The sequence below is a fragment of the Paraburkholderia caballeronis genome, from assembly GCF_900104845.1.
Classification (GTDB): Bacteria; Pseudomonadota; Gammaproteobacteria; order Burkholderiales; family Burkholderiaceae; genus Paraburkholderia; species Paraburkholderia caballeronis.
On sequence record NZ_FNSR01000001.1, the window covers coordinates 542,855 to 565,270 of the forward strand.

Sequence of the window (22,416 nt, forward strand, 5' to 3'; positions counted from 1 at the left end):
GCGCCGTCGCGGCCGTTTGCGAGGCCGGTCGCGGTGGAACGACGCGTCAGGCGCCGCGCGGCCGCCCGAGCGTCGATTCGCGCACGATCAGGCGCGGTTCGAGCGGCCCGCTTTCGCTGGCCGGTTTGCCGGCGAGCGCATCGACGAGCCGCAGCATCGCGATCTCGCCGAGCCGTTCGCTGCGGATATCGACGGTCGTGAGCCCAGGCCACGCGTATTCGCCGTGCGAGATGTTGTCGAAGCCGCACACCGCGACGTCGCCCGGCAGCGAGAAGCCGAGGTTGCGCGCTTCCTTCAGGAAGCCGAGCGCGATCAGGTCGTTGTAGCAGATCAGCGCGTCCGGGCGCTCGGGGCCGAACAGGATCGACGAGCACGCGCGCTCGCCGGCCGCGGCGGTCGGCGAGTCCGCTTCGAACACGCGCGGCGCGAGGCCCGCGCTCGCGAGGCAGTCGGTGACGCCTTCGAGCCGGATCGTATTCGCGCGCGACTGCGGGTAACCGAGGTAGCCGATGTCGCGATAGTTCTGGTTCAGCAGGTGCTGCGCGAGCATGAAGCCCGCGCGATGGTTGTCCGGGCTCACGCTCGCGACCTTCGAGTCGTCGGACGCGCGGTTGATCATCACGATCGGCTTGTTCAGCGGCGCGAGCCGGTCGGTCGCGTCGTCGGCCATCCGCGTGTTCAGCAGCAACCCGTCGACGCGCCGCGCGAGCGCCTCGATCAGTTGATACTCGCGCGCGGCGTTCTCTTCGAGATCGACGAGCAGCAGCGTGTAGTCGAACTGCAGCGCGATGCGGTTCGCGCCTTTGACGAGGCTCGTGAAGTGCGGATTGCGGATGTCGAGCACGGCGACGCCGATCGTGCGCGTTTCGCCGGTGACCATGTAGCGTGCGTGCGGGTTCGACTGATAGCCGAGCCGAGCGATGGTCGCCTTCAGGCGCGCTTCGACCGGCGCCGAGAAGCGTTGCGTGCCATTCATGAATTTCGACACGGTCGCGACCGATACCCCAGCCGATGCGGCAACGTCGCGAATGGTTGGGACACGTTTTTTCATGCAGGAAGGATAACGTTTTCCCGGTAGTATGGAAATAACAGAATCCCGGCCGGCGAGGCCGGCGGAAACTGGCAATCAACAACGAGGACAAGGATGGACAAGGGCAACAAGCCATTCAGGCGTCTGCTGCTGACGGGCGCGGCGGGCAATCTCGGACGCATCCTGCGCGTCGCGCTGCGCGACTGGGCGGACGTCGTGCGTCTGACCGACATCGCGCCGATGGCCGAGGCGGGACCGAACGAGGAAGTGATCCAGGCCGATCTCGCGGACCGCGAAGCGGTGCTGAAGCTCGCGGAAGGCGTCGATGCGATCGTGCACATGGGCGGCATCTCGGTCGAGGCGCCGTTCGACGACCTGCTGCAGGCGAACTTTCTCGGCACCTACAACCTGTATTCGGCCGCGCAGAAGCAGGGCGTGCGCCGCGTGCTCTACGCCAGCTCGAACCACGCGATCGGCTACTACAGGACGACCGAGGTGATCGACGCGAACGACCCGGTGCGCCCCGATTCGATGTACGGGATCAGCAAGTGTTTCGGCGAGTCGCTGTCGCGCTACTACTTCGACCGCTTCGGCATCGAGTCGGTCTGCATGCGGATCGGTTCCGCGTACGAAGCGCCGCAGAATCCGCGGATGCTGGTCACGTACCTCAGTTTCGCGGACCTGATCGAGCTGGTGCGCTGCTCGCTGTTCGCGACGCGCGTCGATCATACGATCGTGTTCGGCGTATCCGACAATCCGTCGAAGTGGTGGGACAACACCGAAGCCGCGCATCTCGGTTTCGTCGCGAAGGACAGTTCGCGGCCGTTCGCGGACCGCTTCCCGCCCGAAGGCCCGATCGACACGAGCGACGTCACGCGCCTGCATCACGGCGGCCCGTACGTGCTGCTCGGGCCGATGGAGCCGCAATCGTGAGCGTCACGCCGCAGCGGCTGATCGTCGATCGGCTGGAGACGAACGACGCACGGCGTTCGAGCGTCGGCGAAAGCCCGGTGTGGCGCGCGGCGGAAAACGCGCTGTACTGGGTCGACATTCCGGCCCAGACGATCGTCCGTTATGCGCTCGCCACTGCTCGGCGCACCGAATGGACGCTGCCGGAGCGCGTGGGCTGCATTGCGTTCGACCGCAACGGCGTCGTACTGGCCGCGATGGAAAGCGGCCTGTTCGCGGTGACGCTCGGCGAGCCGGCCGACGGCGCGCGCCATGGCGTGTCGGCGGTGCGGCCGCTCGCGGCGGTCGGGCACGCGGACGAGCGGATGCGCTTCAACGACGGCCGCTGCGACCGCCAGGGGCGCTTCTGGTCCGGCACGATGGTGCAGGACCCGCCCGGCCGCGCGCCGGCGGGCAAGCTGTACCGCTACGACGCGCAGCGCGGGTTGTCCGCGCCGGTGCTCGACGGCCTGTGCACGCAGAACGGTCTCGCATGGTCGCCGGACGGCCGCACGATGTATCTGTCCGACTCGTATCCGACCGAACGGCTCGTGTGGGCGTTCGACTACGACGTCGACGACGGCGTGCCGACCAACCGCCGGCTGTTCGCCGACCTGCACGACCATGCGGGCCGTCCGGACGGCGCGGCGGTCGATGCGGACGGCTGCTACTGGATCTGCGCGAACGACGCGGGGTTGCTGCTGCGCTTCGCGCCGGACGGCCGCCTCGACCGCGCGGTGGAGGTGCCGGTGTCGAAGCCGTCGATGTGCGCGTTCGGCGGGCCGGGTCTGGACACGCTGTTCGTCGCGTCGATCCAGCCGGCGAGCGGGATCGGCGAGCACGACGGCTGCGTGCTCGCGCTGCGGCCCGGCGTGACCGGGCTGCCGGAGCCGGAGTTCGCCGGCACGCTTTGACGGCCGCTGTCGTTGTCGCTGTCGTTGTCCTTGTCACTGTCGTTGCCGCTGGCGGCCGTTCATCGCGATGGACGGCCGCGAACCGCCCGGGAGTCCGCCGCGCGTGGGCCGGACCCGGACGTCGCGGCATGAATCCGGTCCAGCCTGCATAATGGGCGGCGAGTTTCAAGACGAAACGGCAACCATCTTGCATGGGATCGGAGTCAGCGCTGAAGCGCTGACTCCGTTCGACATAGGAGACAGCAATTGGCCGACATCGAACAGGGCCACCCGCCGCGCCTCTACGTGTTCTCCGGCGCGGGCCTGTCCGCGGAGAGCGGCATCTCGACGTTTCGCACCGGCGACGGCATCTGGTCGCGCGCGAGCATCGACGAGGTGTGCAATTTCATGACGTGGCGGCGCAATCGCCCGGCCGTATTCCGCTTCTACAACGAACGGATCGCGGAGAGCGCCGACGCGCGCCCGAACGCCGCGCACCGGCTGCTCGCGCAGTGGCAGGACCGCTGGGGCAGCGAGCGCGTGAAGCTCGTCACGCAGAACATCGACGACCTGCTGGAGCAGGCCGGCGCGCAAGCGGTCACGCATCTGCACGGCGACATGATCTCGCTGCTGTGCACCGACTGCGACGTGCGTTTCCCGAAGGCGGCGCGCGTGCTCGATCCGGAGGCCGCGTGTCCCGAGTGCGGACAGGCGGGCGGCGTGAAGCCGGGCGTCGTGTTCTTCAACGAGTCCGCGCCCGCATACGCGCAGCTTTATCGCATGCAGCGCGAGATGACGGACGACGATCTGTTCATCGCCATCGGCACCGCGTTCGAAGTGATTCCGCCGGAACGCATCCTGCCGCCCGAACGGTGCTTCCGTCACGAGCGCAACTTCCTCGTCGATCCCGCGCCGCGCTGCAAGGATTTCTTCGGCGTCGTCGAGCCGCGGCCGGCGACGGTCGGGTTGACGAACCTGTCCGAAGCCGTCGAGCGGCTGATGAACGGCGCGTGAGCGCCGCTTTTCTTCTTCGACTTTCCTCGTTTTCATTCGTCGTTTTCATTCCCTTCCGGCCCGCGTCGATGAACGTATCGCGCCAGATCGTCGGGTATCTCCAGTCGCGCGGACTCGTGCTCGCGACCGCCGAGTCGTGCACGGCCGGCCTGATCGCGTCGATGCTCGCGGACGTGCCCGGCAGCGGCAGTTGCCTCGACGTCGGCTTCGTCGTTTATTCGCCGTCCGCGAAGTCGGGTTTCCTCGGCGTGCGCGAGGAAACGATCGACCGCTACGGGCTCACCAGCGAGGAGGTCGCGCGCGAGATGGCCGAAGGCGCGCTGGCGCAGCGCGAAGGGCGGGCGACCGTCGCGGTCGCGAACACCGGCGTCGCCGATGCGTTGCCGGACGGCGACGGGCCGCGCCCCGGCACGCAGTGTTTCGCGTGGTCGTGCGTGTATCGCGGCCGGGTGTTCACCACGAGCGAGACGGCGGTGTTCGACGGCAGTCGCAACGACGTGCGCCGCTCGGCGGCGCGTCATGCGTTACTGGGCATTCCCCGGTTCGTGAACGGCGTGCCCGCGCGATGGCGTTGAGCCGTCTCTTTTTGCTATCGAACGTCAGTGAAGCGGTGCTGCTGCGCATTCGTGCAGCACGGGCATCGTGCAATCACCGCGCGGGTTTACGGTGTTGTTGTTTATTTATACGTATACGTAGTAATAGTTAACAAGGCTCTGCGCTTTCTGTGGACAACAACCGAATTGCGTTGCGCGACAGCACGATGCGCAACGAATAGCCATGCGGAAAAACGCTGTACCCGTTGCGCGTCGCCTGAATAACTTTTGGCGGCGTCGCGATGCAGGCCGGGTTTTCAAGAACTGCTCCACAGGCCGTTAGCGGGACGGTCCCCATGTTGTCCAAAGGGGCGCGTGGATAACTATGACGGAAACGGGTTTCGCGAAGGGTTTGGGCGCGGGGGCGTCCCGCAGCGAAAGTGCATATGCATCGCGCGCCCGATGAACCGGGCGGCGCCGGTCCCGCGCCTACACCTTTTCGGCCGATTCCAGTTCCCGGTGCGCGGCCGGCGCGGGCAGCAACTGGCACGCGATCAGGCCGGCCAGCATCAGCGCACAGCCGGCGAGCGCGCGCGGCGTCAGCGTCTCGCCGAGCGCGAGCCAGCCGGCGAGCGCCGCGAACACGCCTTCCATGCTGAAGATCACCGCCGCGTGCGCGGGCGCCGCGTCGCGTTGCGCGACGACCTGGATCGTATAGCCGACGCCGACCGACAACGCGCCGCCGTACAGGATCGTCGGTCCGGCGCGCACGATGTCCGCGAGCCGCACCGGTTCGACCGCGAGTGCGATCGCCGTGCAGGCGAGCCCGCACGCGACGAACTGCGCGAGCGCGAGCACGAGCGGATCGTGCCGACGCGCATAGCGGCCCACCAGCATCACCTGCGCGGAGATCACGAATGCGCCGGCCAGTTGATACCAGTCGCCGTCCATCACGGTGAACCGTTCGTTGATGCTGAGAAGATACAGCCCGACCGCCGCGAGCGTCGCGCCGAGCCACGTGCCGAGTCCGGTGCGATGGCGCAGCACGACGCCGAGCATCGGCACGATCACGACATACAGCGAGCTGATGAAGCCGGCGTTCGCGATCTTCGTGTAGCGCAGCCCGATCTGCTGCAGCGAGATCGCGACCGCGAGCAGCAGGCCGAGCACCGCGCCCGCGCGCAGCAGCGCGGCGTCGGGCATGAGCGCGGCGGCGCGTAGCGCGCGGTCGTCCCCATTGCCGTTGACGGTGTTGCGCCGGGCCGACCAGCGCAGGCCGATCACGAGCGCGGACACGACCGCCGCGCCGAGCAGAAAGCGCAGGCCGGTGAACAGGAACGGGCCGATGGTGTCGAGGCTCAGTCGCTGCGCGACGAACGCCGAGCCCCAGATCATCGCGGCGGCGAGCATCAGCAGGTTGGCGCGCAGGTGTTTGCGGGTGGCGGATTTCAAGCGGGAATCTCTTGGTTTCGAAAACGCCGCCGCGCGGGCGGCGAAAGCCGGCGGCTCGCGGGCGGAATCCGATCGTATCCGAATTGAAAGCCGGGTGTCTCCCGGAAAATACAGCGCCCCTCGTCGCGGATGACAAACGGCCTACGCTGCGTAATACTGCTTCGCGCGAAACGACCGTGGAGACCGGCAACGGATCGCGTCGCTGTTCGCAGCCGTACTTTCAATTCACAACGTGCCGGTCGAACTTCCGTCCAGGTTTGGGGAACAACACATGAAGAAGATTATCGCCTCGCTCATCGCAGCATCGGTCGCACTGATTTCGGTTCAGGCATTCGCACAGGACGCCGCGGCGCCGGCAGCCGCTTCGCCCGCCAAGGCGAAGAAGCCGCATCGCCAGTTGAAGCATCACGGCAAGCGCGCGAAGGTCGAAGAAGCGGCATCGGCCGCCGGCACGACGGACAAGGGCACGCAGAACTGATACGCGTGACCGGACGGCGCTTGCGCCGTCCATTGCGAAAAAGCCAGAGCATTCGCTCTGGCTTTTTTTGTGCCCGCTTGCCGGTGCTTACTGCGCGTCGGGCGGCAGCGCCTTTTCGAGCAGGTCGGTCAGGAGGCCGGTCATGCCGTCCGGGTGACTTTCGGCGCGCGTCTTCAACCGCGCAACGAGATCGACGTTCAGCTTGCACGCGAACGGCACGAGCCCTTTTTCCTGGTCGAGCCGGCGCTGCTCGCGGCGGTCGGCGGTGGGGGCTGCGCCCTTGCCGAAGCGGTCCGCGCCGGACTGCTTCATCGTGTGGATCAACTTCAGCGCCTTGTTCTTTTCAAGGTCGGTCTTCTTCATGGCCATGCTGGGACTCCGGATCGATCGGTGCCGCGCATTGTACGCACTTGTCCGCGTCGTGACGCGGCGCGGGTTCCGTCACCGCGTCGATCACCGCGCGCATCCGCTTCCAGTGCGAGCCTTCCCAGAACACGCGGCGGCACACGTCGCAGGTCACGAAGCGGAGCTGGCGGCCGAACACGCCTTCCGGCACGCGCTCGCGCACGGCTTCGCGCTCGATCGGGCGCAGCGGCGCGTTGCACATCAGGCATAAGCGGAACGGCCGCGCGCTCGCCGCGAGATCGAGCCGGTCGAACAGCTCGCGCAACTGGGCGTGCGGTTTCAGCGTGCGCACGTAGCAGCCGTGCGTGATGCCGCGCCGCTTGAGCAATTCGCGGTCGCGTGACAGCACGATCCGCTGCTCGTTCGTCGCGATCGCTTCGATTTCGTCGTCCGGGTAGCCGTTGTCGTACAGCGTGTCGAAGCCCGCGAGCCGCAGCAGTTGCGCGAGGCCGCCGAGATGCGCGTCCGCGACGAAGCGCGGGTCGCGCAGCGGCGCTTCGCGCACGCGCAGCAGCGGGCGGATGTCGAACGCCTCGAACTTCGGATAGACGGCGACGCGGTCGCCGTCCGCGAGCGGATGATCGAAGCCGACCGATTCGCCGTTCACGAGGATCAGTTCCACCTCGGTGTGCGGGACGCCGAGCGCCTCGATCATGTGCTTCGCGGTCGCGTGGCGCGCGCACTCGCAACGGAACGCGCGGCGCCGCAGCGGCCGCGCGATGAAGTCGTTCAGCTCCTCGTAGAAGCGGAAGGTGGCGGTGACCATGCGGACAAGTATCGCACCGCGCCGCGCGGCGCGCCTGCAACCGTCGCGCCGGTGTGCTTTACTGCCGGTTTTTACCTGAAGGAGCATGGCATGGATATCGGCTTTATCGGTCTCGGCGAAATGGGCGGCGCGATCGTCGCGAACCTGCTGAAGGCCGGGCATCGCGTCCGCGTGTGGAACCGCACCGCGGAGCGCGCGCGGCCGCTCGCCGACGCGGGCGCCGAGGTCGTCGCGACCCCGGCCGACGCATTCGCGGGCGACGCCGTGTTTTCGATGCTGGCGGACGACGCGGCGCTGCGGGAAGTCGTCGATGCGTCGCTGCTCGAACACGTGCCGCGCGGGATCGTGCACGTGAACATGGCGACGATCTCGGTCGCGCTCGCGGAACAGCTCGCGCGCGAGCACGCGGAGCGCGGGCTGCACTACGTCGCCGCGCCGGTGCTCGGCCGTCCGGACGTCGCGAAGGCCGCGAAGCTGACGATCGTCGCCGGCGGACCGGCGGAGGCGCTCGACCGCGTGCAGCCGCTTTTCGACGCGATCGGCCAGAAGACATGGCGGATCGGCTCGCTGCCGCAGCAGGCGAACGTGATGAAACTCGCGGCGAACTTCATGCTCGCGTCGGCCGTCGAGACGCTCGGTGAGGCGGCGGCGCTGCTGTCCGGCCATGGCGTCGCGATGCGCGATTTCCTCGACGTCGTGACCGGCGGACCGTTCCCGGGGCCGGTGTATCAGGGTTACGGCACGATGATCGCGGAGCAGCGTTACGAGCCGGCGATGTTCAAGGCGCGGCTCGGGCTGAAGGACGTCCGCCTCGCGCTGGCGGCCGCCGACGCGGTGTCGACGCCGCTGCCGGTCGCGAGCGCGGTGCGCGACAGTCTGCTCGAAGCGGTCGCGCACGGCGACGGCGAACTCGATTTCGCAGTGCTCGGCAAGGTCGCGTTGCGGCGGGCGGGGCGCTAGGCGCGCGGGGAAGTCGCGGCGCGGCGCGCGGCTGGGCGGCGGTAGCGTCGTCGTCGCGGGGGTTCCGCACGCATTCGCCGTTACGCGTTCCCGGCGGCTTCCGATGCCGCCGCGTTGACGCAAGCACGTGTTTTCCGCGCGCTGACGCACAATCGCGTGCCGCCGCGGGCGGCACAATTGCGCGAACCGGCGCGCCGCCGTTCCGGCGTTGCGCCGCCCGAAACCGGACACGGCCGCGCGGCGAGCCGGCGCGCAGACGAACGATGAACGACACGCACACGGGGCACGGCGAATGGACGCGCGAATTCTGATCGCCGACGACGACGAAAAATCGATAACCGGGCTGTCCGCGCTGCTGGCCGGCCTCGGTTATGCGACCGAGGTCGCGCGCACGCTCGACGCCGCAGTGGCGACGGCCGCGTGGTTCCAGCCGGACGCGGCGATCGTCGCGCCGGCGCTGTCGGGCGACGACCCGGCCGCGACCGCGCGTCGTCTGCGCGCCGCGTGCGGCGAGCGCGCGCCGCTGCTGATCTCGCTCACCGGCTGGGGCGAGTCGCAGCACCGCGAGGCCGCGCTGGCCGCCGGCTTCGACGTGCATCTGGTGCGGCCGGTGGGCCTCGACCAACTGACGTTCATCCTGTCAATGATCGGCTGATGAATTTGCGTTGCATTTTTGCAACATATAGGGTGCGCACTACTTTACATGTTGCGATGCATCACGGGCTTCGTTATACTCGGTTCTGTCTCCTCCATGTCTCCTCTGATATGGATTCAGCCCGCCTACATTAGGCGGGCTTTTTTTCGTCCGCGTTTTTTCAATCGTCCTGCCGAACCCGCCGGCGCAAAAAGCGCGCATAAAAAAACCGGCTCGGGACACGAGCCGGTTTTCGTCGGGCCGGGAGGCCGAACGGCGCCTGGCGCCGTTTAACCCTTCAGGCCGCTGTCCTCGGCCGCGCCGACCGCGAGATTCATGCACTGGATCGCCGCGCCCGACGCCCCCTTGCCGAGATTGTCGAGCCGCGCGACCGTCACGAAACGTTCCTCGTTGCCGAACACGAACAGATCGACGCGGTTCGTGTCGTTGTTCGCCTGCACGTCGAACGCGCCGGCGTCGAGATTCGCCTCCGCGTCGAACGGCGCGACGCGCACGAACTGCTCGCCCGCGTAATACTCGGCGAACAGCGCCAGCACGTCCTGCGGCGTCACGCGCTTCGCGAGTTGCTGCGGCGTGAAATAGGTCGTCACCGCGAGACCCTTGTAGAACGGGCCGACGATCGGCGTGAAGATCGGCGCGGACTTCAGGCCGCCGTGAACCGTCATTTCCGGCAGATGCTTGTGCGTGAGGCCGAGCGCGTAAGGGCGCGGGCTCGCGAGCTTCGGATTGTCGCCGGCTTCGTACTCCGCGATCATCTTCTTGCCGCCGCCGCTGTAGCCGGTCAGCGAGTAGCTGTGCGCGGCGAATTCCGGCGCCACGACGCCCGCCTCGACGAGCGGACGCATCGCGAGAATGAACGCCGACGCGTGGCAGCCCGGCACCGCGATGCGCTTCGCGTCGCGCACGCGCGCGCGCTGCGAGCGGGTCAGTTCCGGCAGGCCGTACGCCCAGTCCGCGCTCGTGCGGAACGCGGTGCTCGCGTCGATCAGCACGGTGTTGCCGTTCTCGACCAGCGACGCGGATTCGCGCGACGCGACGTCCGGCAGGCACAGGAACGTGACGTCCGACGCGTTGATGAGACGGCGGCGTTCGTCGACGTCCTTGCGCTTCGCCTCGTCGATGCGCAGCACTTCCACGTCGCTGCGCTGCGACAGGTATTCGAAGATCTTCAGGCCGGTCGTGCCTTCCTGGCCATCGACAAAAACTTTCGTGCTCATCTCGGTCTCTCTGAAACGCGGGGATTCGGGGCGTTCCGCCGCCATGGCGGCAGCGGAACGCTATTTTAAGACCTGATGCGGATCAACGTGTGACAGCGGGAGGGCGGGACGCGGCAGAAGGCGGACGGACGTCGCGTATTCGCGACGCCGCCGAACGGGATGCGGGCCTTGCGGCCCGCGCGAAGGTCAGGCGGCGGCCTGGCCGGCGAGCCAGCGTGCGGTCACGCCGGCGACGCGCGCGCCGAACGCCTTCGCGGTTTCGAGGTCGCCGGCGGGCGGCGCCTCTTCCGGCGACGCGTCGGCTGGCGATTGCGCGAGCAGCCCGGTGAAGCCGCCGACGAAGTTCAGGTCGTTGCGGGTCGCGGCCTTCGTGTTCGACGGCATCATGCCGGTGCCGGTCCAGATCATGCTGTGCTGCATCGCGAGCGTCACGAAGTACTGGATCGTCGAGAACTTGTCGCCATTCATCGTCGCCGAGTTCGTGAAGCCGGCCGCGATCTTGTCCTTCCATTTCTGCGTGAACCACGCCTTCGACGTCGCGTCCGCGAACTTCTTGAAGTCGGCCGACGGTCCGCCCATGTAGGTCGGCGCGCCGAACACGATCGCGTCGGCGGCGTCCAGTGCCGCCCATGCCGCGTCGTCGACGTCCGCGACGCTGAACAGCTTCGCGTCCGCGCCCGCGCCCTGCAGGCCGGCGAGCACCGCCTCGGCGAGTTTCTTCGTGTGGCCGTAGCCGCTGTGATAAACGATGACGATCTTCGACATGACGAACTCCGCTGGAAAGTTGGCTTCGGGAAGGGATCGCACGGGTGTCGCGCCGCATCATCTTAATCACTTCCGATGACCATCGCGCGCCCGCGCGGCGCACTCGCGGGAACGAATGAATTTCGTTAGCGAAGCTAAATCGCGCGGGCGGCCGGCCTGGGCGAAAACGGCGTCAGCGGCCGTACGTGACGGTCAGCGTCGCGCTGCCGAGCGTCGACGTGCCGATCTCGCGGTCGAACATCGCGGCCGGCCGGCCCTGCGTGAGCCGCAGGTTCTCGATGCTGAGCGCATAGACGGTGACGACGTAGCGATGCGGTTTGCCGGGCGGCGGACACGGGCCGCCGTAACCGTCGACGTCGAAGTCGTTGCGCGCCTCGACCGCGCCGAGCTTCGCGAGGTGGCCGGAGGCGCTCGCGTTTTCCGGCAGCGCGAGCGTTTGGGACGGAATGCCCGCGACCGCCCAGTGCCACCAGCCGCGTCCGGGCGAGTCGGGATCGAACATCGTGACCGCGAAGCTGCGCGTGCCGGCGGGCGGATTGCTCCACGACAGTTGCGGCGACCGGTTGCCGCCGTGGCAGTTGCCGCGGTCGAATACCTGTTTCGCATCGACGGTGCCGCCGTCGCGCAGATCCGCGCTGGCGAGCGCGAACGCACCGGCCGCCTGAGACTGCGACGGCGTTGCGAGCGCGCAAAGGAGTCCTGCGGCGAGGGTGGAAAGCGCCGCTCGAAGCGGCGTGCGGTGCGGCGGCGGGACGGCCAGAGGATGGGGTAGACGACGGGGCAGACGACGCATCATCCGGTTCTCCTGCGCATTTGTGAGATGCCGATCACGCTATCCTGACAGCGCGCGTCGATTTGTGCTCCAGATCGAAACTTCTTCAGATATAAAGGTAGCGCGGACAGCCATTCGGTGCGTACAAAGAGAACAGTACAGCGTCGCGTGCCGGATGAAGGGAATCGGCTATAGTCGCGGGCGTCGGCGGCAGGCGTGACGCGGAAGGCGGGCGGCGCGGCGCAATACGGCAATCAGGGGACGGCCGCCAACGTGGAGGAGCAATGCTGCAGTCAATCAGGGTCGTGGTGGCAGACGATCATCCGGTAATCCTGCTCGGTGCCGAGCAGGCGATGCTGAAGTTTCCCGGCATCGAGGTCGTTGCGCGCGCGCGCCAGTCGACCGAGCTGATCAAGGCGCTGCAGACGATCCCGTGCGACGTGCTCGTCACCGATCTCGCGATGCCGGGCGGCCAGTACGGCGACGGCCTGCCGCTGATCGGCTATCTGCGGCGCAACTTCCCGGAGGTGGGGATCGTCGTGCTGACGATGCTCGAAAACCCCGCGCTGCTGAAGCGCCTCGGCGAACTGGGCGTGATCGCGGTGGTGCACAAGTCGGACGACCTGAGCCACATCGCGCTGGCGGTCCAGCACGTGAGCCGCGACATCGAATACATGAGCCCGCAGGTGCGCGTCGCGCTCGACTCGCTGCGGATCAACAACGGCGGCAAGGGCGACGAGGTGATCCTGTCGAAGCGCGAGCTGGAAGTCGTGCGCCTCTTCGTGTCGGGTCTGACGATCAAGGAAATCTCCGGCAAGCTGAACCGCAGCATCAAGACGATCAGCACGCAGAAGAACACCGCGATGCGCAAGCTCGGTCTCGACCGGGATACGGAGCTGTTCCAGTACGCGCAGGGCAACGGGCTGCTGAACCTGTCGGCGCGCGTGCCGGACGACGAGAACGACATCGGCGAGCCGCGCTGACCGCCCCACGTCGTTGATGCGCGCAACAAAAAGGCCATCCGCCGAAACCGGCGGATGGCCTTTTTTCGATCGCGCGCGTTATCGGCTTATCGCGCTGCCACGCTATTGCGTTATTGCGGCGCGGCGGTCGCGCCGCCGTGCGCGGCCGACCATTCGGCCGGCGCGTGCAGGAATTTCTCGACTTCGTCGAGCGTCTTCGTCTCGAAGTAGCCCGATTCCTTCGCGACGCGCAGCACGTCCCACCACGTTGCGAGCGCGTGCAGGTCGACGTCGATGTCCTTCAGCACCGACACGCTCTCCTTGAAGATGTTGTAGTGGAACAGCACGAAGCAGTGGTTCACCTGCGCGCCGGCCGTGCGCAGCGCGTTGATGAAGTTGATCTTGCTGCGGCTGTCCGTCGTCAGGTCCTCGACGAGCAGCACGCGCTGGCCTTCGGTCAGCAGGCCTTCGATCTGCGCGTTGCGGCCGAAACCCTTCGGCTTCTTGCGCACGTACTGCATCGGCACCATCAGGCGGTCCGACAGCCATGCGGCGAACGGGATGCCGGCGGTTTCGCCGCCCGCGACCGCGTCGATCTGCTCGTAGCCGACGTCGCGCAGGATCGTCGCTTCGGCCATTTCCATCAGGCCGCGGCGCACGCGCGGATACGAGATCAGCTTGCGGCAGTCGATGTAGACCGGGCTCGCCCAGCCGGACGTGAAGATGAACGGCTTCTCGGCGTTGAAATGCACGGCCTGCACTTCGAGCAGCATTTTGGCGGTCGTGTCCGAGATCGTCTGGCGATCGTAGCCTGTCATGGGCGAATCCTTGGGTCGATGAGCGGGAGGGCGGGCGGAGGCCCGGTGGCGCCGGCGCGTCGGGACCGGGGTGCGGTGCCTTCGTGCCTGTTGCATGCGCGATCCGGGACGGGGAGAGTCGCTCGATCCGGACGGCTTGCCTGCGCGCGTAGCCCGCTATTTTACCCGACTTGGGCGACGACGACGAGTCGGGGCGGCGGCTGGCGGTTCGGCTGGCGCACCTCGGTCCGGAGCCGTTGCCGGGCGGCAAGGCGGACCGCGGTGCGAACTTCGACCGGCCTTCGCGCCGCGACGGCCCGGCTCCGCCTTTTTCTTTCCCGGTTGTGACACCCGGTTCCCGCCTTTACACTCACGCCGGTTTTCCGCGAATGCCGCGCGCGGAACCACGCCCCGAGGACCCCCATGACCGCCGTTTCCCCTTCGGCCAATCCCGCCGCCGGCGCGCAGCCCGGTTACGCCGCCCGCGCGCTCGTCGCGTCGGTGCTCGGCTACGCGATGGACGGCTTCGACCTGCTGATGCTCGGCTTCATGCTGCCCGCGATCAGCGCCGACCTGCACCTCGGTCCGGCGCAGGCGGGCGGCCTCGTCACGTGGACGCTCGTCGGCGCGGTCGCGGGCGGCATCGGCTTCGGCCTGCTGAGCGACCGCTTCGGCCGCGTGCGCGTGCTCACGTGGACGATCCTGCTGTTCGCGGTGTTCACCGGCCTGTGCGCGCTTGCGCGCGGCTACGCGGACCTGCTCGTGTACCGGACCATCGCCGGCATCGGGCTCGGCGGCGAGTTCGGCATCGGCATGGCGCTCGTCGCCGAGGCGTGGCCCGCGCATCTGCGCGCGCGGGCGTCGTCGTATGTCGGGCTCGGCTGGCAGGCGGGCGTGCTGGCCGCCGCGCTGCTCACGCCGCTGCTGCTGCCGCTGATCGGCTGGCGCGGGATGTTCGCGCTCGGGCTCGTGCCGGCCGCGGTGTCGTTTTTCGTGCGCCGGCGCGTCGAGGAGCCGGCGCTGTTCGTCGCGCATTCGGAGCGCGTGACGCAGGCCGCGCGCGAGCAGCGTCCGAGGCCGCTGCGGATGCTCGTCGCCGACGCGCGGACCACGCGCGCGAGCGTCGGCGTCGCGGTGCTGTGCTCGGTGCAGAACTTCGGCTACTACGGGCTGATGATCTGGCTGCCCGCGTATCTGTCGAAGTCGTTCGGCTACACGCTGACGAAGTCGGGGCTGTGGACCGCCGCGACGGTCGGCGGGATGGCGGTCGGCATCTGGCTGTTCGGCATCGCGGCCGACCGCTTCGGCCGCCGCCCGGCGTTCCTGTTCTACCAGGCGGGCGCGGTCGTGATGGTGATCGTCTACGCGCACCTGACGACGCCGTTCGCGCTGCTTGTCGGCGGCGCGGCGATGGGCGTGTTCGTGAACGGGATGATCGGCGGTTATGGCGCGCTGATCTCCGAGCTGTATCCGACCGCCGCGCGCGCCACCGCGCAGAACGTGCTGTTCAACATCGGCCGCGCGGTCGGCGGCTTCGGGCCGCTCGCGGTCGGCGCGCTCGCCGCGCGCTTCTCGTTCGGCGCGGCGCTCGCGATGCTCGCGTCGATCTACGTGCTCGACATTCTCGCGACGCTTCTCCTCATTCCCGAACGGCGCGGCGCCGCGCTCGATTGACGCGGACCGGGCCGCGCGCGAGTCCGCGGCCCCTCGCCGTCCGGCGTTCCTTTCGCATTTTCCCCCTTGTTTCATGGATGGTTTTGCATGCGGCGCATGCGGGTGCGCTTCGTCGCACGCGGTGTACACTGGTCGCCCGCCAGATCGCCTGCGCCGTCTTCGATGCTCCGAACGGTTCGACGCGGTGTCTGTTGCAGTGCCGCAAGCGAGCCTCGTTTTCGCGACGCTCGCGAGGCAGGAGACAACGGACAGGAGGGCGCGGCGGCGGACCAAACTTCGAACAACATATCTTTCACGTCTCTCAAGTCCAGGCAGGCCCATCAAATGGATGAACAACTGAAGCAAAGCGCGCTCGCGTATCACCAGAATCCGCGGCCCGGCAAGATTTCGGTCACGCCGACCAAGCCGCTGTCGAACCAGCTCGACCTGTCGCTCGCGTATTCGCCGGGCGTCGCGGCCGCGTGCATGGCGATCTACGACGAACCGCTCGACGCGCAGAAGTACACGTCGCGCGGCAACCTGGTCGGCGTCGTGACGAACGGCACCGCGGTGCTCGGCCTCGGCAACATCGGCCCGCTCGCCGCGAAGCCGGTGATGGAAGGCAAGGGCTGCCTGTTCAAGAAGTTCGCGGGCATCGACGTGTTCGACATCGAGCTTTCCGAGTCCGATCCGGACAAGCTCGTCGAGGCGATCGCGATGCTCGAACCGACGCTCGGCGGCATCAACCTCGAAGACATCAAGGCGCCCGAGTGCTTCTACATCGAGCAGAAGCTGCGCGAGCGGATGAAGATTCCGGTTTTCCATGACGACCAGCACGGCACCGCGATCATCGCGTCGGCGGCGATCCTGAACGGGTTGAAGGTGGTCGGCAAGGAACTCGGCCGCGTGAAGCTCGTGTGCTCCGGCGCGGGCGCGGCGGCGATCGCGTGCCTCGACCTGCTGGTGAAGCTCGGGCTGAAGAAGGACAACGTCCTCGTCGCCGACTCGAAGGGCGTGATCTACGAAGGGCGCGGCAGTCTCGATCCGTCGAAGGCGCGTTATGCGGCGACCACCGACGCGCGCACGCTCGCGGACGCGATCAAGGGCGCCGACGTGTTCCTCGGCTGTTCGAGCGCCGGCGTGCTGAAACCGGAGATGGTGAAGGACATGGGCGACCGGCCGCTGATCCTCGCGCTCGCGAACCCGGAACCGGAGATCCGCCCGGAGGACGCGAAGAAAGTGCGTCCGGACGCGATCATCGCGACGGGCCGTTCGGATTATCCGAACCAGGTGAACAACGTGCTGTGTTTCCCGTTCATCTTCCGCGGCGCGCTCGACGTCGGCGCGACGACGATCACCGAGGAAATGAAGCTCGCGTGCGTGCGCGCGATCGCCGAACTCGCGGAAGAGACCGACCAGGGCGACGAAGTCGCGAAGGCGTATGAAGGCCACTCGCTGGAATTCGGCCCCGAGTACCTGATTCCGAAGCCGTTCGATCCGCGCCTCATCATCAAGATCGCGCCGGCCGTCGCGCAGGCCGCGATGGATTCGGGCGTCGCGACGCGCCCGATCGCGGACATGGACGCGTACCGCGAGCAGCTCGGCACGACCGTGTACCGGACCGGCATGGTGATGCGTCCGGTGTTCGCGGCGGCGAAAGCGAACACCGCGCGCATCGTGTTCGCGGAAGGCGAGGACGAGCGCGTGCTGCGCGCCGCGCAGTTCGTGCTGCTGGAGAAGATCGCGAAGCCGATCCTCGTCGGCCGTCCGGCCGTCGTCGAGATGCGGCTGCAGAAGATGGGCTCGAAGCTGCGCGCGGGCGTCGATCTGGAGATCGTGAATCCGGAGGACGATCCGCGCTACCAGCGATGCTGGCAGGCGTATCACGAACTCGGCGCGCGCGAAGGCGTGACGCCCGAGGTCGCGAAGGCCGCGCTGCGCAAGTTCAACACGCTGATCGGCGCGATGCTCGTGCATCTCGGCGACGCGGACGGCATGATCTGCGGCCTGATCGACAGCTACCACAGCCACCTGAAGTTCATCGAGCAGGTGCTGCGCAACGGCGAGCAGCCGGACAACTACGCGGCGATGAACCTGCTGATGCTGCCGGGCCGCAACCTGTTCATCTGCGACACCTACGTGAACGAAGTGCCGAGCGCCGAGCAGCTGGCGGACATGACGATTCTCGCCGCGCGCGAGATCGAGAAGTTCGGCATCACGCCGAAGGTCGCGCTGCTGTCGAACTCGAACTTCGGCAGCATTCCGTCGGCGACGTCGCAGCGGATGGCCGCCGCGCGCAAGCTGATCGTCGCGCGCGCGCCGCAGCTCGAAGTGGACGGCGAGATGCACGGCGACGCGGCGCTGTCCGAGGTCGTGCGCAAGCAGGCGTTCCCGGGCACGGCGCTCACGGGCGAAGCGAACCTGCTGATCATGCCGAACGTCGAGGCGGCGAACATCACGTACAACCTGCTGAAGATGGTCAGCGGCGAAGGCGTGACGGTCGGGCCGTTCCTGCTCGGCGCGAGCAAGCCGGTGCATATCCTGACGCCGGCGGCGACCGTGCGGCGGATCATCAACATGACGGCCGTCGCGGCGGCCAACGCGGTGGTCGGGAAGGCGGCTGCGGCGAGTTGAGGGTGGGGTGAACCGGTCGGTCGCGTTTGGTGCGGCTGGCCGGCGCGGCTTCCATTCCACGTCGTAGCGGCGGCTCCGGTGCGTCGCGATTCGCTTCGGCGACAGGAAAGAAGAAGGGCGCTCCGTTTTTGCGGAGCGCCCTTCGTTTTATTGCCCTTTATCGTCTGTCGCGGACAGTGGCGGACAGCGGAGACCTACGCCGCGTGCCGCGCCGCGTCGCCCTGCGGCGAGCGCCACTTCGCCAGCAGCGTCGCCCACTTCGCGCGCACCGCGTTCAGGTTGTTCTCCTTCACGTGGCCGTAACCGCGAATGCCGTCCGGCAGGCTGGCAAGCTCGACCGCGAGCGCGCGATTGTCGGCCGTCAGCCCGCCCGACAGTTCGCGCACCAGCGCCTCGTATTCGCCGATCAGCGCGCGCTCGTGCCGGCGCTCCTCAGTGCGGCCGAACGGATCGAACGCCGTGCCGCGCAGGAGCTTCAGCTTCGCGAGCACGCGCATCGCGGTGAGCATCCGCGGGCCGTACTGCTTCTTCAGCAGATGCCCTTGCGCGTCGTGTTTCGCGAACGACGGCGGCGCGAGGTGGAAGTTCAGCTTCCAGTCGCCTTCGAAGCTCGCCTTCAGCCTTTCGACGAACGCCGGGTCCGCATACAGCCGCGCGACCTCGTATTCGTCCTTGTACGCCATCAGCTTGTGCAGGTTCTTCGCGACCGCTTCGGTCAGCGCGAACGGCGTGGTGTCCGCGACGTCGAGCTTCGCTTCGGCCGCGCGCACCGTATCGACGACCGCGTAATAACGCGCCGCATACGCATCGTTCTGATACGCGGACAGGTAGCGCATGCGCTTGTCGATCAGCGTGTCCAGCGACTTCGGCGTGTGCAGCGACACGATCTTCGCGCCGGCCGCGTCGGACGCGTGCGCCGCGCCCGCCTGCGCATCGACCAGTTGTTTCACCGTGTCCGGATCGTGCGCGGTGCGGCGGCCCCATTCGAACGCCGCGAGGTTCTTTTCGACCTGCACTGCGTTCAGTTCGATCGCGCGCGTCAGCGACTCGTGCGTGAGCGGCAGCCAGCCGCGCTGCCACGCGTAGCCGAGCACGAACGGATTCGTGTAGATCGCGTCGCCGAGCAGCGCCAGCGCGTAGCGGTTCGCATCGACGATCGCGACGTTGTCAGCGCCGGCGGCCGCGCGCACGTCGGCCTCGGTGTTCGAGCCGGGGAACTGCCAGTTCGGGTTCTTGATGAAGTCGGCGGTCGGCGTCGGCGCGCTGTTCAGCACGACGTGCGTGCGGCCTGCCTGCATCCGCGACACGCAGTCGTCGCTCGCGGTGACGATCGCGTCGCAGCCGATCACGAGGCTCGCCTCGCCCATCGCGATGCGGGTCGCGTGGATGTCGGCGGGCTGGTTCGCGATCTGCACGTGGCTCATCACCGCGCCGCCCTTCTGCGCGAGGCCGGTCACGTCGAGCACGGTGACGCCCTTGTTCTCCAGATGCGCGGCCATCCCGAGCAGCGCGCCGATCGTCACCACGCCGGTGCCGCCGACGCCGGTCACCAGCACGCCGTACGTGCCATTCTGGCGGGCGATGGCCGGCACGTCGGGTGTCGCGATCGGCGGCATCGCATCGCGTGCGACGCCTGCTGCCTTCGGCTTGCGCAACTGGCCGCCCTCGACCGTCACGAAGCTGGGGCAGAAGCCCTTCAGGCACGAGAAGTCCTTGTTGCAGGTGGACTGGTTGATCTGCCGCTTCGTGCCGTAGTCGGTTTCGAGCGGCTCGACCGACAGGCAGTTCGACTGCACCGAGCAGTCGCCGCAGCCTTCGCAGACCGCCTCGTTGATGACGACGCGCCGCGCCGGGTCCGGATAAGCGCCGCGCTTGCGGCGGCGGCGCTTCTCGGTCGCGCAGGTCTGGTCGTAGATCAGGATCGTCGTGCCCGGCACCTCGCGCAACTCGCGCTGGATTGCGTCGAGCTGGTCGCGATGGTGGATCGTGACGCCGGTCGCGAGCGACGTGATGCCGTCGTACTTCTGCGGCTCGTCGGTGACGATCACGATCTTCGCCGCGCCTTCGGCCGCCAGTTGCTGCGTGATCTGCGGCACGGTGAGCACGCCGTCCACCGGCTGGCCGCCGGTCATCGCGACCGCATCGTTGTACAGGATCTTGTACGTGATGTTCGCCTTCGACGCGATCGCCGCGCGGATCGCGAGCAGCCCCGAGTGGAAATAGGTGCCGTCGCCGAGATTCGCGAACACATGTTTGTCGTTCGTGAACGGCGCCTGGCCGACCCACGCGACGCCTTCGCCGCCCATCTGGCTGAACGTGCTCGTGTTGCGGTCCATCCAGACCGTCATGTAGTGGCAGCCGATGCCGGCCATCGCGCGCGAGCCTTCCGGCACGTTCGTCGACGTGTTGTGCGGGCAGCCCGAGCAGAACCATGGCTTGCGCTCGACCTGCACGCGCGGCACCGCGAGCGCCTTTTCCTTCGCTTCGATTATCGCGATGCGCGCGGCGATCCGCGCGCGCACGTCGGACGGCAGGTCGAACTTGTCGAGCCGCGTCGCGATCGCCTTCGCGATGATCGCCGGCGACAGTTCGTAGTGCGCGGGCAGCAGCCAGTTGCCCATCGGCACCGACCATTCGCCGCCGGCGCCGTCCTTCTCGTCGAACTTGCCGTACACGCGCGGGCGCTGCGCGTCCGGCCAGTTGTACAGCTCTTCCTTGATCGCGTATTCGAGGATCTGCCGTTTTTCCTCGACGACCAGAATCTCTTCGAGCCCGCGCGCGAACGCCTGCGCGCCCTGCGCTTCGAGCGGCCACACGCAGCCGACCTTGTAGAGCCGCACGCCGATGCGTGCGCAGGTCTCGTCGTCGAGGCCGAGGTCGGTCAGCGCCTGGCGCACGTCCAGATAGGCCTTGCCGCCGGTGATGATGCCGAAGCGCGCATGCGGCGAGTCGATCTCGACGCGGTCGAGCCGGTTCGCGCGCACGTAGGCGAGCGCCGCGTACCACTTGTAGTCGAGCAGCCGCGCTTCCTGCACGAGCGGCGGGTCGGGCCAGCGGATGTTGAGGCCGCCGTCGGGCATCGCGAAGTCGGACGGCAGCAGAATGTTGGTGCGGTGAGGGTCGAGTTCGACCGACGCCGACGATTCGACCACGTCGGTCACGCACTTCATCGCGACCCACAGGCCCGAATAGCGGCTCATCGCCCAGCCGTGCAGGCCGAAGTCCAGATACTCCTGCACGTTCGACGGGAACAGCACCGGCAGTCCGCACGCCTTGAAGATGTGCTCGGACTGATGCGCGAGCGTCGACGACTTCGCCGCGTGATCGTCGCCGGCGAGCACCAGCACGCCGCCGTGTCGCGACGAGCCGGCCGAGTTGCCGTGCTTGAACACGTCGCCGGAGCGATCGACGCCGGGGCCTTTGCCGTACCACATCGAGAACACGCCGTCGTATTTCGCGCCGGGGTACAGGTTCACCTGCTGCGAGCCCCAGACGGCGGTGGCCGCGAGGTCTTCGTTGACGCCGGGCTGGAACACGATCTGATTCGCGGCCAGATGCTGTTTGGCCTTCCATAGCGACTGGTCGAGTCCGCCGAGCGGGGAGCCGCGATAACCGGAGATGAACCCTGCGGTGTTGAGTCCGGCGGCGCGGTCGCGTGCGTGCTGCAGCATCGGCAGACGCACGAGCGCCTGGATGCCGCTCATGTACGCGCGGCCGCGTTCGAGGGTGTATTTGTCGTCGAGCGTGACGGAAGCGAGCGCGGCTTCGAGCGAAGCTCGCTGACCGGCGTCTAGCGGGGCATTCATTATTTGTACTCCTCCATCCACCATCCGTTTTGGGATCACCAGAACTTCAGGGCCTCGGCATCTTGTGAATGCGTTGGCCGGGGTCGCCATATTGGCTTGTTTTGAGCGATGGTAGCACTGGGGCAAACCCGCCGCTCGCCACCAGAAAAGCATGTCGCGCGACGGCGCGGCCGCGCTGCGACAGCGCCGTCGCAGGGTTGCCGGAGCGTCCGTTTCGCGCGTGTGACAGTCGCTGTATCAGGATGATGCGCGCTGTAACCGGGTGTAAAAGATCGCCAGCAGACGAACCGCTCTTGATATTCCTGTCTAACCACCTCACCTGTGCCGACTTGCGCGCCGCTCACGAAGCGGGGCGCAACCGCAACAGGCATGTCTGACAAAAGGAGTACGCATGAACAATCGACATATCCAGACCTTCCTGACGGTCTCGGCCGCGTTCTTTGCGATGAGCGCGCCGCTGCATTCGAACGCGGGCGTCAAGACGCCCGCGAATGCGACCGCTCGCACCGCGCAACAGATTGCGCCGGCGAAGGCCGGCGCGTGCGCACAACCCGTCGCCCGCCCGGAGCGCGACGCATGACGCATAGGCCGCGCTGATCGCGCGCGGCCTTCCGGTTCACCTGCCGGCGACGGACATCGCGCGGCTCACCTCAACGAAGGGCGAAGATCGCGAGAT

General features: G+C 67.6%; 20 protein-coding genes. 11 read left to right on the forward strand and 9 right to left on the reverse strand.

The genetic code is table 11. The annotated features are described in order from the left end of the window. Nucleotides 1–46: 46 nt before the first annotated feature. Entirely contained in the window at nt 47–1,051 is a 1,005-nt protein-coding gene (locus BLV92_RS02305; RefSeq protein ID WP_090541905.1) for a LacI family DNA-binding transcriptional regulator, read from the reverse strand. Between the two features lie 93 nt (nt 1,052–1,144). On the opposite strand from BLV92_RS02305, the gene BLV92_RS02310 reads away from it, so the two are divergent. From BLV92_RS02310 to BLV92_RS02325, 4 genes are all read left to right on the forward strand, one after another. Further along, a complete protein-coding gene (locus BLV92_RS02310; RefSeq protein ID WP_090541907.1) occupies nt 1,145–1,963 on the forward strand; it encodes an NAD-dependent epimerase/dehydratase family protein in 819 nt (272 codons plus the stop codon). Further along, nucleotides 1,960–2,892, forward strand: coding sequence for an SMP-30/gluconolactonase/LRE family protein (locus BLV92_RS02315; RefSeq protein ID WP_243842773.1), 933 nt, complete (start codon nt 1,960–1,962; stop codon nt 2,890–2,892). The genes BLV92_RS02310 and BLV92_RS02315 overlap by 4 nt, the downstream gene beginning before the upstream one ends. A 246-nt stretch (nt 2,893–3,138) precedes the next feature. Next, entirely contained in the window at nt 3,139–3,885 is a 747-nt protein-coding gene (locus BLV92_RS02320) for an SIR2 family NAD-dependent protein deacylase (RefSeq protein ID WP_090541909.1), read from the forward strand. 68 nt (nt 3,886–3,953) lie between these two features. After that, nucleotides 3,954–4,460 (forward strand): CinA family protein, encoded by a 507-nt coding sequence (locus BLV92_RS02325; protein WP_090541911.1) that lies wholly within the window; start codon nt 3,954–3,956, stop codon nt 4,458–4,460. Between the two features lie 447 nt (nt 4,461–4,907). Here the strand turns inward: BLV92_RS02325 and BLV92_RS02330 are convergent, their stop codons facing one another. Beyond that, nucleotides 4,908–5,870, reverse strand: a complete 963-nt coding sequence (locus tag BLV92_RS02330) for a DMT family transporter (protein WP_090541912.1) — start codon at nt 5,868–5,870, stop codon at nt 4,908–4,910. Nucleotides 5,871–6,141: 271 nt separating this feature from the next. Between BLV92_RS02330 and BLV92_RS02335 the strand changes: the two genes are divergently transcribed. Continuing rightward, on the forward strand, nt 6,142–6,348 hold the full coding sequence (locus BLV92_RS02335) for a hypothetical protein (RefSeq protein ID WP_090541914.1): 207 nt from the start codon (nt 6,142–6,144) through the stop codon (nt 6,346–6,348). Nucleotides 6,349–6,435: 87 nt separating this feature from the next. On the opposite strand, the gene BLV92_RS02340 is transcribed toward BLV92_RS02335, so the two are convergent. After that, the gene (locus BLV92_RS02340; RefSeq protein ID WP_090541916.1) at nt 6,436–6,717 is read right to left on the reverse strand and encodes a hypothetical protein; all 282 of its coding nucleotides are present in this window, start codon (nt 6,715–6,717) and stop codon (nt 6,436–6,438) included. Beyond that, on the reverse strand, nt 6,692–7,519 hold the full coding sequence (locus tag BLV92_RS02345; protein ID WP_090541918.1) for a Mut7-C RNAse domain-containing protein: 828 nt from the start codon (nt 7,517–7,519) through the stop codon (nt 6,692–6,694). Before BLV92_RS02345 ends, BLV92_RS02340 begins: the two co-directional genes overlap by 26 nt. Nucleotides 7,520–7,609: 90 nt before the next feature. Here BLV92_RS02345 and BLV92_RS02350 point away from each other — a divergent pair, with 90 nt between their 5' ends. Both BLV92_RS02350 and BLV92_RS02355 read left to right on the forward strand, forming a co-directional pair. Beyond that, nucleotides 7,610–8,479, forward strand: coding sequence for an NAD(P)-dependent oxidoreductase (locus tag BLV92_RS02350; protein ID WP_090541920.1), 870 nt, complete (start codon nt 7,610–7,612; stop codon nt 8,477–8,479). A gap of 292 nt (nt 8,480–8,771) precedes the next feature. After that, nucleotides 8,772–9,134, forward strand: coding sequence for a response regulator (locus tag BLV92_RS02355; RefSeq protein WP_090541922.1), 363 nt, complete (start codon nt 8,772–8,774; stop codon nt 9,132–9,134). Between the two features lie 269 nt (nt 9,135–9,403). On the opposite strand, the gene argC is transcribed toward BLV92_RS02355, so the two are convergent. From argC to BLV92_RS02370, 3 genes are all read right to left on the reverse strand, one after another. Continuing rightward, nucleotides 9,404–10,351 carry an N-acetyl-gamma-glutamyl-phosphate reductase gene (gene argC / locus BLV92_RS02360; RefSeq protein WP_090541924.1) on the reverse strand — a complete coding sequence of 316 codons (948 nt, stop codon included), beginning with the start codon at nt 10,349–10,351 and terminating at the stop codon, nt 9,404–9,406. 186 nt (nt 10,352–10,537) lie between these two features. After that, nucleotides 10,538–11,116 (reverse strand): flavodoxin family protein, encoded by a 579-nt coding sequence (locus BLV92_RS02365; protein ID WP_090541925.1) that lies wholly within the window; start codon nt 11,114–11,116, stop codon nt 10,538–10,540. Between the two features lie 172 nt (nt 11,117–11,288). Next, a complete protein-coding gene (locus tag BLV92_RS02370) occupies nt 11,289–11,909 on the reverse strand; it encodes a YbhB/YbcL family Raf kinase inhibitor-like protein (RefSeq protein ID WP_166676747.1) in 621 nt (206 codons plus the stop codon). 263 nt (nt 11,910–12,172) lie between these two features. On the opposite strand from BLV92_RS02370, the gene BLV92_RS02375 reads away from it, so the two are divergent. Next, the gene (locus BLV92_RS02375; protein WP_090541929.1) at nt 12,173–12,871 is read left to right on the forward strand and encodes a response regulator; all 699 of its coding nucleotides are present in this window, start codon (nt 12,173–12,175) and stop codon (nt 12,869–12,871) included. A 110-nt stretch (nt 12,872–12,981) separates the two neighbouring features. Here BLV92_RS02375 and BLV92_RS02380 read toward each other — a convergent pair whose 3' ends face one another. Continuing rightward, the gene (locus BLV92_RS02380; RefSeq protein ID WP_090541931.1) at nt 12,982–13,668 is read right to left on the reverse strand and encodes an orotate phosphoribosyltransferase; all 687 of its coding nucleotides are present in this window, start codon (nt 13,666–13,668) and stop codon (nt 12,982–12,984) included. A 402-nt stretch (nt 13,669–14,070) separates the two neighbouring features. On the opposite strand from BLV92_RS02380, the gene BLV92_RS02385 reads away from it, so the two are divergent. Together BLV92_RS02385 and BLV92_RS02390 are read left to right on the forward strand one after the other, a co-directional pair. Continuing rightward, nucleotides 14,071–15,321, forward strand: a complete 1,251-nt coding sequence (locus BLV92_RS02385) for an MFS transporter (RefSeq protein ID WP_090541933.1) — start codon at nt 14,071–14,073, stop codon at nt 15,319–15,321. Between the two features lie 324 nt (nt 15,322–15,645). Further along, nucleotides 15,646–17,934, forward strand: coding sequence for an NADP-dependent malic enzyme (locus BLV92_RS02390; RefSeq protein ID WP_090541935.1), 2,289 nt, complete (start codon nt 15,646–15,648; stop codon nt 17,932–17,934). A 194-nt stretch (nt 17,935–18,128) separates the two neighbouring features. On the opposite strand, the gene BLV92_RS02395 is transcribed toward BLV92_RS02390, so the two are convergent. Further along, a complete protein-coding gene (locus BLV92_RS02395) occupies nt 18,129–21,740 on the reverse strand; it encodes an indolepyruvate ferredoxin oxidoreductase family protein (protein ID WP_090541937.1) in 3,612 nt (1,203 codons plus the stop codon). 391 nt (nt 21,741–22,131) lie between these two features. Here BLV92_RS02395 and BLV92_RS02400 point away from each other — a divergent pair, with 391 nt between their 5' ends. Then, on the forward strand, nt 22,132–22,320 hold the full coding sequence (locus BLV92_RS02400) for a hypothetical protein (protein ID WP_090541939.1): 189 nt from the start codon (nt 22,132–22,134) through the stop codon (nt 22,318–22,320). Nucleotides 22,321–22,416: the final 96 nt, after the last annotated feature.